Raw genomic sequence first — 13,617 nt, 5'->3', positions numbered from 1 at the left:
CGTTTCTCTTCACAGTCTGGGTCGTCCTTAATTTTGAGCGGCTGCATGCATATGCCAGAATGGTTGTCGAGAGCTACGCTAATGGATGCGCTTTTATGGTGCAGCAGCCATTTTCGGCTTTATCTACAAACCTCGTCCAGAGAGGACGATCCCATCGTGATTTTGAAGTGCGACTAAATCATGATGCAACCTCCAAGCCATCACGACAGAACTAAGTATCATCACCCCACATACGGCGCACCACAACTGCCAGTTTCCGAGTAACGGCCACGACTGCACGACGCCGCCCCTTGGTACGCATCAAACGCATCCCGCAGCTCATGATGCTGGATCCGCCGGTACAGCAGGTTAGCATCGCATCGGCAGCAGTATAAATGGCAGAGCGGACCCCCATGTCCCCTGATTTGGAGATCTGACCACGGTTATCGATTTCTCCTGACTGAATCCGCCTTGGCGTTAAGCCGAAATGGGAAGCAACCGTTCACGAACTCCTTAACCGCGCTGGGTCATCTAACGCAGCGACAAATGCCAGCGCGGTCATTGGGCCGTCTCCCTAGATTTCCAGCAGTCCAAGCAAACTGAGTTGGTGTGTGCAGCGTGTTTAACGCGCTTATCTAACTCTTGATACGTTTGCAGTAAAGCAAACCGCGCGTCCAGCAGCGGAACCTGAGCCAGGCTCAAATCTGGATTGGCTTCGATAAACGGTCGGACTGTTGCATCAAAGCGTGGGTATTTAACCTGTTCCGGTAGGCATAGGCCATAAGCCTTTAGGTGCCCGCGTACCTCATTTGCCAGATCTACGCATTTACGCAAGCATACCTTGCGACTACTATGGGCGTGCGCATTGCATGCGAGCAACAGCTCTTCATATGCACTGGGTTATACCAGCCAGAGCGCAAGACTTGCGCTATGCCGCGCGCATCATTCTTGTAGGCCATAGAACAATGGTTGGCTTATTGTTCCCGCTTCAAAAGCCAATACAAGTGATCGGAAGCCATGCTTTTGCCAAACAGCTAGCAATGATATTAACCACACAGCCAACCTGGCATTAAAATACAATGTTACCTTCGCCGTCAATCACACAGATCGAAATAGACCGCAAAGACACATCTAAACCAGCATAGTATTCCATGGTTCTCTCCCATCCTTGTAGCAATATACTGCTATTTAACAGGAGCTAACCTCTCGTGAAGGACGCCCCCGATTATGTATAATATCGGACTAAAAGGCCTTCCGCTTTGAAACACATTTGTACAAGTTCTCACTGGTTTCTTTCCTGGCCTTTATGATCCAAGGCAAACCATCGGTCTCGGCAAATTCAATGCTTTGCATCAGATTTTACATATCTTCTGATAGGAAACTCTTCTTATTATTTTCTCTATAGCGTTTGGCCTATTAAACAGGATTATTGTGCTCAGCCATAATCTTTACACCTCAGCCAAGTTGAATGCCTTCGATAGGATCACTATAATTTATTAAACTTGTTGAAGAAATATACTCAACGAATGGTGCCTTCCTACCGCCCAATAGAGTGAGTTTTATTTGCCTCAGTCGCAAATACACCAATTGATGAAGCGTTCAACGTCTTTCTTCCTTTGGGCTTGTTATGAAGTGACCCATGTTTGCTCATATCCATATCCAAAAAGTATCTACCGCTAGAGTTGTTTGCAGTGTTTCACAACTTACTAATGGATCATCTCCATCACGAACCTTCGCCAAAACAGCCAACACGGCCTTCATATATGCGGTATTGCGCAATAAATTGTACCATTTGGTAAAACTTACAGCCCCTTTTTAAGCTTGCTATCCCGAAGTAAATGCTTTTTGCTGATCTTGCCACACTCACTGTTTGTTTTCTAACATTCAGGCGTAGGCATGCCTCTTCATCTGAAAACCTGACAGATTGCACCAACCTTGGTAGCTCTTTTTTAGGATATGAGCTAGACAACATTCAACTCCTCATAAATTGTAAACTAAATGTCTACTGTTCTGTGTCAGCACATGTAAGTGAGTGCATGATATCAAGCACGAAAAATGTTTCTTCTCAACGCAGTAATTTCTACAATCCTACAATTAGTATTCATAAAACACTTATATCGTAAATCAATGCTCCACAACAACTAAAGAGACATCAAATCAGCAACCCACTGCTCGGTACACATCTTGATACTTAACATTATCAATGTTTATCAACTTAAACCTTATTTCTTTAAGTGCACTTCAATCAACACTTCTTAGTAAATATAATTTTTATTTAACTTTAAATATTCCGCTTGGGCGATTAAAAGACAATAAACATTATCACCCAAAATACGTGTCCTATAGCAACCTTTGATGTCGGGAGGCTCTCCTTTCAAGTTTAAAGAAAACAATCGCCAGTTCGGTTGTGTCGGGGCAATCGATATTTGAGCTTCCGTGCTGGCGATGAAGTAGGCATCAAGAACTTGATGTTGTTTCAAGTGATCTTGCAAAAAAGATACTCCATGATTTGTCACCAGTAGACCGCTAGGTTGGAGAAGAAGGTCATTTGTAACACGTTGTAGTGGGGCTAGTGTTGGTGATTGAAAGAGAAATTGCGACCATAAGCCAAGCTGTAGTAATGAAATAGCTAGCAGGGAAAGAGTGATGGGGCTCAGGTTCGAATTCACCAACCAAATCACCAGCAAAATGGCAGGTAGGAGCACGTGGCGGAGGTTTTCGGGGTTTTGGGCAAGTAGTGTCCAGAGTACGGCAGCTGCTGCTGCTATCAGCAAGGCTGTGAGTTTGGGGCGGGTTATGAAAGCAAGGGCAGCTATGAGGAGAAGAGAGAGCAAGCTTGCAAGAGCAATGGGTTCTTTTTCAAAGGCATCCAACCAGCCTTCACGTTCGAAGGTTTGCTCAAACGACGTGTTACCCCAGACGGTGAAATGACCTTCGGTGAACCGCAGCGCTTCAATCAGGTAAGCCTCGCCTTCTAGCAGGAACACCCCTCCGAAGAATAAGAGCAGCGTGCTGGCACTTGCGATAAAAAGTTTTGTGCGAGCCTCTTTTTTCAAATACCACTCAGTGATTAAGGCCAGAGCAACTGGAACAATGAAAGATGGCCGGCAGGCTAGGGCAAACCCTGCAAAGCACCCTGCCCTGATGTGTTTGCCTCTACCCATAAAAGCCAAGGCTGCAAGAAAGAATGCAATACCTGTTGCATCACTCATCATACTTAATGCGACAAGCGGAAGGAAAGGCTGCGTTAAAACTGCGAAGAAGGCCAGCAGCACACCTCTATGAGATGCTCCCCAGGCTTGGGTAGTCCATGCTGCAAAAGGAGGTAAAGACAGTGCAGAAAATAGGCTCAGGTAGAAGACTGCTTGCTTCGCACTCAAGCCGATCAAAACAAGCAGTTTGCTCAGCACTATAAATCCCGGATACCCCGGAAAATGTGGCCTGAACTCAAGTACACTGAAGCGAACTGTGCCATTAACAAAGAAATAGGCGTCATCACTTGGGATGCTTGGTGTGTGGCGGAGCAACCAAATGGACAAAGTCACGTAGCAAAAGAGAGCTGCGCCCCAGCCAAGTCGCAACATACTAGTTTGCCAACGCCTTTAAGACGTCCTCAACAGCAGCATTGTAAGCGGCAGGATCTGCCTCTCGTTTACCAACTCCAAACACGCCAGGATTCCCAATGGCTTCAAGTGCTTGGCGAAGGCTTTCATCTACAGCTTGACGTCGCTTGCCTGGTAACTCCCCCGCCATGGCATCGAAGAAGCGTTTTGATTTGACAACAAGAACTTTAGCGGTCTGATAGTCTTTCAAGTTTTCGGAACCTGCTTGCAAACGACGGGTAATCTCCGCAACAAAAACGCGATTGATAGCAACTGCGATTGTCGCTGTATCTTGAGAGGCTAAGGCGTTTTCAAATGCTTCAGACAGCCCACTGTCATAATCAGTCGTCAAATAGGCAAGTTTCTCTGAGATCTCGTTGGCAGCTAACTTCGCTGCTTCAAAGTCCCCGGCGTTCACAGCTTTATAGATGGCTTCCCGCGCATCAATCAGAGGCTCCTTGCCAGCAGCAGCATAAGAGTAAGCATGCGCCTGACCAGTAATAAGCAAAGACATAAGCAATGCATAAAATATTCTCACCACGACTGGTCTCCTAAGCCACACTTTCCGTTTCAATAACGGTTCTTTCACTACGATGCTCATAGATGGTAGAGCGCTGATCCTTTTCGCTAATCAACGCATCAGCAGCCATCTGCCCCATCTCCATAGAGGTGTCTGTGAAGATGTAGCGGAAGGTACCTTGCCGCCCACACTGGATCAGATTTTGAAACTGATTGAGGTGGGCAATTGCGTTAGCACGGTTCTTCTCATATCCCACTGTCATCAGCGGATAGGCCTGCCGCTGATAAGTAGAGAAGTATTCACCTGTGGCTGCTGCGCTATTGATGCCAAGCTTATTCAAGACACCACACGCTTGAGCAAACATCTGCTGGTTGTCCATCTCCCACAGTTCGCTCCCCGGGTCGCATGGGATCTCTAACATTGCAGAGGTGTGCCCCTTGGGAGCCATGAACGGTGAGCGTCGTTTTGGCTCCTGCAATCGCGTTGCTATTATGTCGGGATCTGACAGATACTGCCATGTGCAGTCTGAGAGGTTGTCCATTTCAAGAGGCATATTAAAGAACCGCAATCCTCTGAATGCTAACGCACTCTCGCCACCTGTCATGTTAACCATGTAAGGCAAGGAGAGCGTGGAGAGCACAGCATCTGCTGGATAGGAAGAGCCCCCTGCTTTCACGGCACTAATTTTATTTGCTGCGTAGTCAAAGCCATCGACAGCTGCATCAAAGATAATCTCGCCGCCAAGCGCTTCAACCTTTTGGGCCATGCGTTCAAAAATGGCACCAAATCCATACTTAGGGTAGCGATAGCTTCTGGCATAGGTGCGAGGGGTGTCGTTCCCGATTGGCAAAAGTCGTTTGGCAACATCTTTCAAGTCCAACAGACTTATGCGTTGACCAGCCCAGTCTGCGGACAGGTCGACCGGATCCATACCCCAGAGTTTAGCTGTGTATCCTTCAAAGAAGTTTTTATAGAGCGTCTTACCGAACCGACTGGTGATCCATGTTGCGAAGTTATCGTCCATGGGCTTACCGAATGGCAAAAGTGCCAAGTCTTTTACCGCACCAACCAATAATGAGGCTGGCGCCGTTATCAGGATGTTGCCCATGGCTAATGGATAATCGTAGGTACGATCCTGAAAGCGAATGACGCTTTTGCGTTGGCTGGTCAACAGGTCATCGCCAACCAGCTCTTCAACCAGTTTTAGCAATTGCGCGTTGTGAGTGATAAAGCGGTGGCCGCCGTAGTCAAAGCGATAGGTCCCATGGCGACCTTCAAACGTTGTTGTGCCGCTTTGGCCCCCTTCTTTTGAAGCCTTTTCAAGCACGGTGACCTGAATACCAGCTTCCAGCAAGCGGATTGCTGCTGTCAGACCAGCAGGCCCCGCCCCCAACACCAAAACATGTTCAGGCTTTTTGAGCATAGCCGCGGCTCCAGAAACTCAGGAATAGTCCAAGATAAAGTACCCAGCTCGTAAACTGGATCAGCGTTGGCGACGCGTTGTACCCAAACAGCGCCCGCATGAAAGTGCCAAAGGTGCCCTGATCATCCAAAATAAACGAGATGTTGAAGATCTGCTCCATCAAAATCGGAACAACATCAATCGCCTGCAGCATATTGATGGCAGACGAGAACAATCCGGCTGCGATGATAATGATCAGCAAGCTGGTGTATTTGAAGAACGGAGCAATCGGAACTTCGCGGGTGCCACGCATCATAATCCAAACCAGCAGGATGGATGCAACAAGACCGATAGTTGCCCCAATCAGACCGTTCTCCAATGTCACGCCCTGCCCTGAATACATGAGAGCAGAGAAAAACAATACGGTCTCAAACCCTTCTCGCAGCACCGCAATGAACGCAAGAAACACCATGCCCCACAGGTTGCCCGAGGAGATGTGGAATTCCAGTTTCTTTTTTACATGGTCGACCTGTGCCTTGGCCTGTTTATGCATCCAGATCGCCATGTAGCTCAGCACCAGCGTGGCGAAAAGTAGAATGAAGATCATCAGCAGGTGCTGATAGTGTTGATTGGAAAACTGGTCAATCACCACCTGGAAAACAAAGGCCAACGCCAGTGATACGATCAATCCAAGTACAACACCAAGATAGACGTATTTATTGAAATGCCGCACGCCAAGTTTGTGCATGTAAGACAGGATGATGCCAACCAACAGAAAGGCTTCCAGCCCTTCGCGAAATGTGATCAGAAAACTGGCAAACATTATGGCCGCTCCAGTGTTTGAGTAAGTTCAGCCATAACAACAGCTTCTGGATTTGGTAGATCTGGGTAGGATTGGCGTACTGCATCGGTCACCCACTGCGGATAGATGCGGAACATCATCTTTACTTCCACGCTGAGCGGATAAGTAGCTTCTTTTGGCAATGCAAAGGCTTCATCCCGGTAACCATTCGCTGGGATCTTGGTATCTTTCAGCATTTTTTCATAACGCCAGAAGAGCAGGCCGACGGGCTTGCCATCCTTGTCGCCAAAGACCTTCTGGAACATACGAGCATCGGTTGGTACGACGCCCTTATCATCCATCTTGCCATCTTCCAGAACAACCTTGCCACTTGCGTCTTTCACGGTCACATCCAGCCAAAGCTGACGAAAGTCAGCAACGCCGGTTGGTAAGGCATGCCCTGCTCCGACATTTTTGACACGAACGATCAGTTTCCCGTTTTCGTCGATGTAGCTTTCCAACTCAGCAGCAGTTCGCAAAAGCTCAATGCTCATGTCTGAGAGCTTCTTATTGCGCAGGCCGACAAGATGGTGATTGGCACCCGTGAACTGGTGTGTCACCACATTCTCTTTCACCTTGCCCCCATCTGTAGAAATGCCCGGGACATTCTCACCGATCTTTTGCACGTCAGCCATCATGTGACAGCTGATGCAAGTGCGGTTCTTGGAGGGATCTGCTGGATTGTTGTAGGAGGATTTTTCCCACTCACCGTAGGTGTTCACGATGACACTACCTGTGCCTGGAGCCACCTCATTATGGCAGGTGCTACACAGAGCAGAATCCTTGTAAAATGGCTGAGAGTACGACTTGGCATGCACTTCGGGCTTGGCGTTGATCTGACGGTTACCCACCCAGTGCAGCAGTGCGTTGTCGTTGTCTTCAAAGATATACTTTTCTCTATCTTTCACATTGACGGTAAAGCTGGCGTTGGTGCCTGCCGTCTGCCCCATAGCTGCTTCAATACGAGTGATACGATGGCAGAATAAGCAGCCCGTGCCTTCATCTGAATCCGGTACGCCCGTCTCAAGGGCTTCAAAGAGGCTGGCACCACCCTTCTCAAACATATGTCCTTCTTGCGGAACCGCCTTTGGCTCGGTGAACTGTTCCTGCGGCTCATGACAGCCAAGACACCATTTGCCGAAGTCCTTACCTTCCGTCTGTTCTGCAACGGATTTCACGACCATGAAGTATGGGTTAGATTCTCCCATCAGACGGTGGTTTGAATCTGCCCATTGCTCAAACATGTCAGAATGGCAGGACGCACAGGCGGCTGAGTTCACCCAATCCTTCTCATGTAGAACCTTCCGATCATCATCAAGGCGTATCCAACTTGCATTCAGCGGTAGGTTTCCACGTGATGTGATGAAAGCTTGCAGAGCCTCCATATCGCGTTTGACCGGTTCTGACGGTTCATCCGGATTGATCTGCAAGGCTCCATCACGGTCGTCATGGCCCATACCACCTTGCGTCTTTTGCATGATGCGCAAGTAGTCACCAATGAAGTTACCGGAGATCATATTGTTTAAATTGTCGTGGCCAATTGTGGCGCGATCAAACTTTTTGGTTGGTGTGGATCGATAAAGATAGCCATTGGTGAAGTTGAAGCCATCCACGTGGCAACTCTGACAGCTCATCCAAAAGTCACCAGTGGTCGGCGTTAGTTTTGAATCATCTGTGTTGCCGCTGTTGAAAAGGGTCTTACCTCTGCGTAGCTTGGCCTCAACCGGATCGCTCTGCACCAGTGGAACTGGAGCTTGCTCACTCAGAGTGACGCGCGCAAACGGGCCGTCCCCACCTCTCTTCAGCGCTACAAGATCAAGCGTCATTGCGTTTTGTATGAAGATGTCCTGCCCCGAAACAACCAACCCGCGCGGATTGTTGCCCGGAATGTGGCGAAAGATCTGCATGACTTTTGCCCCACCTTGGTTCAGTTTGCCCTTGCGGCGCGCTCGGCGCTTCTTCTTGCTGGTCAGGGCTGTTCTGCGGGTCAGATCAAAGACCATCAAGTCTTCGCTTCCAGCCAATGTAACGTAAACTTTTTTACCGTCCTCGGAGAATTCAGCATCATGAGGGTTTGAAACAATGCGGGTGCGATTGTTGGTATCAATAATGTTGATTTGCTTGAAGAGGTGCTTGCGGCGCTCAGCAACTTCTGTCTCTTGCCCTTGTTCAAGGCTCAACAATGAGACACTCGGAAACACGGTGGATTGAAACTGGAAAGGATGGTCAAAGTTCCAAAGAACGTGTGGCAACCAGGCCTCGCTCTCATCCGGGCTTACTGCAATATCATCCAGAATGCGCGGAACACCCTGCGAAACAGCTTCGTCGTTGTCCTGAGTTTCAGCCAAACTGATCGTCTTCAAAAATGTAAGCTTAGCCCCTGAGGTATCCCAAATGGAGACCTTGCCAACCATGGCATGCGTTACGATCAGACGACCATCACTGAGCAAAGCAAGACCACGCGGGGTCTCTTCGCTGTCGATTTCCTGAGTGATGCCTTGTCTCGGATCAACTGCAATGATCTTGTGCGCTTCAAACAATGAAACCCAGAACAGGTTGTTGATCTTGTCATAGATAATGCCAAATGGACGATAGTCAGTCTTGAACTCAGAGAGAACTTTGCTTGTGTTCAGATCAATGAAAACCACACGGTCACCCGTGTAGTCCGTTACACCTGCAATATGCTGTTTTTCATCCAACGCGATGCGGCGTAGCTCACCACCGATCTTGATCTCTTGCAGCACTTTGTTAGAGCTGCGGTCAACAACAGCGACACTGCCTGCATCAAAGTTTGCTGAGATGAGTTTTGTGCCCTCACTACTGAGAACAAGGGAGCTACTTTCATCGGCAGCATAGGCTGGCAGCATGAGTGCGGCCAGCGCCAGAAGAAACGGGAAGATCCAAGCTGCAACCTTAACCATCGAATAGCGCTTGGCATGGTGAAACACCAATAACGAAACCGGCAGTGCTGGAACCAGATGGAGCCAATATGCGACCTGCCCCATCATGTTGCCGCGATTGCCAAAAAACGCGAGATAAATGCCGCTGAGAACCAACAGTACCAGGGCAATCTCAATCATCTGGCCTGTTCTACGAAGAAACGGGCGTCCGTTCTTCTTGATCAGGTCACGATGAGAAAACCAAAATGGAAGAACAAACAATGGAAAGAGGATAAGGGAGACAATGAAATGGATGGCAAGTGAAGGTTGGATGAGTTGCCAAGGAAGGCCAACAACATCCCACAGCATCAACCCACTGAGAGTGAGGAAGTAAAGCACAAACTCAGCATGTTTGCTCTTGTAACCGAGACGCTTCCAGAACAATTCTATTGCGCTGGGTTGTGCTGGCTTAGGTCCATTGACTGGTACGCTATTCTTGCTTGCATCATCCATGACTGCGGATCGATTCTTCGTCAGATTATTGTGATTGTTGTCTCTATAGTCAAATGCGAATGCCTCGCATTTGACATAGGTTAACAGGCAGAAGAAGCCGGGATGTTTTACACCCCGGCTGTTTCAAATCGCGGTAAACTACTTATTTTACAGCAAAAACTTTGACCTTACCGGCCATCACCATAGCTGTGCCAGCTTGCACAATCTGCGGAACACCATCTGCATCCGTGTCCAGATCTTCACTACCAGCTACAACGTTTTCGCCACTGTCTCCCAGCCATTCAGCAAGCTGCATGCCCTCGTCCACATTGCGACCGTTAATGACAGTGCGGAACCAGCCTTCATAGCGTTGCGTCAGGCTTGCCAGGTCCAATAGAGGTTCATTCTCCCCTTCACTGTTGCGCAGAATAAGCATTGCACTACGCAGTCCAGCACTGATTGCAGCAGCGGTGTATGGTGTGTGCTCAGTTGGTTGGCCTGGCACAGCAGCGTATGTGCCAATCGTCTTGTCATACATCTTCGCTTCAATGGTCAGGAACAGCTTACGTGCTGCTTCTTTGTAGCTCTCATCCTTTGTTGCAAGGAATGCCGAGGTTAACCCATGAACAACAGCGAACTGCGTACCCAGGCTTTGCTCCGTGCTCGCGCCTTTACCAATCTCAAACCCATCAACTGCGAGGCCATTTTCAGAGATCAAATTCTTCAGAATAAAATCTGCCTGCGCTTTAATCAGTTCGAGCGCCCGCTTGCCGCGTGCAGTTTCCAGGCTCTCACCCGCATCAGCGGAGTCATAACCAACGGCTAGTGCATCCTGAGAACGCTGAAAAATGTTCAAGGCCTGAAGAGCGTATGCCGCATCATAAGTGGTAACTTTGGAGCCCTGCTTGCCATCATAACGATCAACCAGAGTGCCCGCTTCTTTGTTGAAGTGCAGCGCATCAAGGTTTTTGAAAGTAGCGTTTGTGAGAACACTTGCAGCGGAGAAGACATCATCAGAAGCAATGTCATTCACTAGATCATTGTCTTTGTTCAGGTCAGCAGCTGCAGCAAATGGTGCACCGTCAAACACGGCGATAAAAGCCGGGTTCTGGTTTGTGTTTGCAGTACGTTGGTCGCTATATGCGTAAATCTCAGAAAGCGGCCACAACATCAACCATGTGTCACGCAGAGTGGATGCTCCGTCAATGACTTCTAAAGACCCGATGGCTTTCACGGCATTCTCGGTCTTTTCAGTCACAGCAACCTTACGTGGGAACCAGATTGGGCCCTGAGCAGGATCATAAGACGCGGTCAGCTTTGCGCCAAGCATCTTACCGTCATAACCAAACTGATCACGAAGTGTTATCATACGGTCATTGAGCATTTCAGTTAGAATAACGCCGTTGAAACCATCTGCCGTGGATACTCCGAGCGCGTGTATGCCATCCAGATCCATGACAGAACTTTCAGCCTCAACTTCCAGATCCTCTGCTATTATGTGCATACCGCCGAGGAAATCCTGTGCCCACATGACATCCTTCAACATGATGCCTGCCGCAGCTCCGGGATTGAAAGACTTGTCCATGCCTTCCTCTTTCCAGGAGAGCGAAGCATAATCTCGGAAGTACGCCGGAATATCGATTTTTACTGTTTTAGATTTTCCGTGAGCAGTCAGAATATCCGCCTCATCGCTGGAGACGACAGAACTGTCAATTGCCTGACCAAATTCAGGAAGCGCTGAGATGTATGGGAAGGTGATCGGGTACATGTTGAGCGGAATTTCTTCCACTGGGAAGGCAACAGATCCGGCCAGTTCAATCACGCGTTTGCCAAGGCTTTCAAGTGAACCGCCACGCGCTTTGTTTAGTGGACCGTTTACGATATGTGGGCCCATCTTGGACTGATAATTGACCGCATACATAGCCTCCTCAGAGTATTCATAACTCTCGATGCCGGCTGTGTAATCAAAAGCGGTTGGCTGATTGACGAGATTTGGGTCCAGAACATCCAAATCCAGCCCCAGACCTTCCGCTAAAGGTTCGCCAGAAAGCTCAAACTCTGTGTAAGCCAGGAAACCACCCGCTGGATCAAAAGTTTTGTCTAAAACCTCGACTTTAACTTCAGTAGAACCTGCAAGAGCTGCAGAGCTGATTGCCACTGCTGATGCGAATGATAGAAGTACCGTTTTATTCAACATGCTTAAACTCGGAATCTCTTTTGAGGGGGATAGCCCAACATGAGCAAACCTCCCCTATCCCCCTCCAATGCAATAGGATCACCAGGGCAAAACTGGCGCCTTCTCGCAATTGAGAATGATTTGCAATCCGAGAAATAGAAAACAGAACACCTTTCGCAAATGACAAAAGTCAAATATGATTTAAATATTCATGTTTTATAATTATTCAAAAAATCAAAGAGTTATATGGAATAGTGACTACGCTGCATATTCTAACTATTTGCACATTTCACCATTCTCAAAGCCGAAACAATTCGTTAAGTCCTAAAGAGCACTGCCTATAAACAATACAGGGCGAAGAGCGGCATTCCATGCATAAGGGAACACAGGAAGGAACTCTCAACAACCTGTCCAGTCTCTTTCATCATTCAACAAATTATTTAAGTGAATTAGTTTCACTTCGGCCCTTCAAACCCGAGAAAAGTGCATTAAGTTCGGTATGCACAATTCAATTGTCCGGGCAATCAAATGAAATTCAATTATCAAAACCCAACTAAACTTTTGTTTGGTCAAGGGAAAATATCGGAAATTAGGGATCAGATCCCGACTGGAAGCCGCATTTTGTTGGCCTATGGTGGTGGATCGATCAAAGCGAACGGTGTTTACGAGCAAGCGTTAAGCGCGCTTGAAGGTTTCACCGTGGTTGAATTTTCTGGCATCGAAGCCAACCCACACTTCGAAACCCTAGAAAAAGCCGTAGAGCTAGTGAAAGAACAAGATCTGGACTTCATCCTCGCAGTTGGGGGAGGATCTGTTGTCGACGGCTGTAAGTTTGTAGCAGCAGCTGCACACTATGACGGAGATCACTGGGACATTCCAAGCGGTAAACATCGCATTCAAAAGGCAACACCGCTCGCGTCTGTATTGACCCTTCCTGCAACAGGCTCTGAATCCAACGGCAACTCAGTCATCACCCGCAAGTCGACAGGTGAAAAACTCGCTTTCGGCTCTCCTCTTGTTTTCCCTGCATTCTCGGTTCTCGATCCAGACACCATGAAAACACTGCCAGAACGCCAACTCAGGAACGGGTTGATCGATGCCTTCGTGCATGTCTGCGAGCAATATTTGACCTTCCCGACCGGCGCATTGGTACAGGATGGATATGCGGAAGCATTACTGCGAACGCTCGTTCAACTGGGCAAGAGCTATCCCGAGCGCGATACTGATGAATGGCGCGCAAATCTGATGTATACAGCAAACCAGGGCTTAAATGGCCTCATCTCATGTGGTGTGCCGCAAGATTGGGCAACACACCAGATTGGACATGAACTGACAGCGTGTTTCGGCATTGACCACGCCCAAACACTGTCCATCATTCAACCAAGCCTCTTGCGCAGTCAGATTGAACTGAAGCGCGCAAAACTGGAGCAAATGGGAACAGCAGTGTTCTCACTGCCTCCATCTGAAGATCTGGCTGAGAAGACGATTGATGCGATCGAAGAGTTTTACCAACAACTGGCCATGCCAATTCGTCTGTCAGATGCCAACATTACGGATCAAAACGACATCGACACGCTCATGCACATCATCGAAAGCCGCGACTTTTTAAAAGCCATCGGTGAGCATGGAAAGATCACGCCGAATGTGATCAAAGACATCGTGTACTCAGCACGCTGAGCCAAAAGACAGCCCGCCGTACAAACGGCGGGCTTCTTTGTGCATACAA

General features: G+C 48.3%; 7 protein-coding genes and 1 pseudogene. 1 reads left to right on the top strand and 7 read right to left on the bottom strand.

Translation table 11 applies throughout. From position 1 onward, the window contains the following. Positions 1-211 precede the first annotated feature (211 nt). The 7 genes and pseudogenes from PsAD5_RS28275 to PsAD5_RS13575 all read right to left on the bottom strand — a co-directional run. Positions 212-466: pseudogene (locus PsAD5_RS28275) on the bottom strand (transposase); the annotation flags it as partial. A 1,768-nt stretch (positions 467-2,234) separates the two neighbouring features. Beyond that, positions 2,235-3,563 (bottom strand): hypothetical protein, encoded by a 1,329-nt coding sequence (locus PsAD5_RS13600; protein ID WP_153040785.1) that lies wholly within the window; start codon positions 3,561-3,563, stop codon positions 2,235-2,237. 1 nt (position 3,564) lies between these two features. Then, positions 3,565-4,122, bottom strand: coding sequence for a hypothetical protein (locus tag PsAD5_RS13595; RefSeq protein ID WP_063292492.1), 558 nt, complete (start codon positions 4,120-4,122; stop codon positions 3,565-3,567). A 10-nt stretch (positions 4,123-4,132) separates the two neighbouring features. Further along, a complete protein-coding gene (locus PsAD5_RS13590) occupies positions 4,133-5,524 on the bottom strand; it encodes an FAD-dependent oxidoreductase (RefSeq protein ID WP_063292491.1) in 1,392 nt (463 codons plus the stop codon). Then, the gene (locus PsAD5_RS13585; protein WP_063292490.1) at positions 5,508-6,326 is read right to left on the bottom strand and encodes an FTR1 family iron permease; all 819 of its coding nucleotides are present in this window, start codon (positions 6,324-6,326) and stop codon (positions 5,508-5,510) included. Before PsAD5_RS13585 ends, PsAD5_RS13590 begins: the two co-directional genes overlap by 17 nt. Further along, positions 6,326-9,736, bottom strand: coding sequence for a multiheme c-type cytochrome (locus PsAD5_RS13580; protein WP_084405966.1), 3,411 nt, complete (start codon positions 9,734-9,736; stop codon positions 6,326-6,328). The genes PsAD5_RS13585 and PsAD5_RS13580 overlap by 1 nt, the downstream gene beginning before the upstream one ends. Before the next feature lie 142 nt (positions 9,737-9,878). Next, entirely contained in the window at positions 9,879-11,912 is a 2,034-nt protein-coding gene (locus PsAD5_RS13575; protein ID WP_063292489.1) for a hypothetical protein, read from the bottom strand. A 507-nt stretch (positions 11,913-12,419) separates the two neighbouring features. On the opposite strand from PsAD5_RS13575, the gene PsAD5_RS13570 reads away from it, so the two are divergent. Further along, positions 12,420-13,568: an iron-containing alcohol dehydrogenase gene (locus PsAD5_RS13570; protein ID WP_063292488.1), complete on the top strand. Its 1,149-nt coding sequence runs from the start codon at positions 12,420-12,422 to the stop codon at positions 13,566-13,568. Positions 13,569-13,617: the final 49 nt, after the last annotated feature.

The organism is Pseudovibrio sp. Ad5, from assembly GCF_001623095.1.
Lineage (GTDB): Bacteria > Pseudomonadota > Alphaproteobacteria > Rhizobiales > Stappiaceae > Pseudovibrio.
Note: the sequence above shows the minus strand (reverse complement) of the source record. Positions and strands in the feature narration are given on the sequence as shown.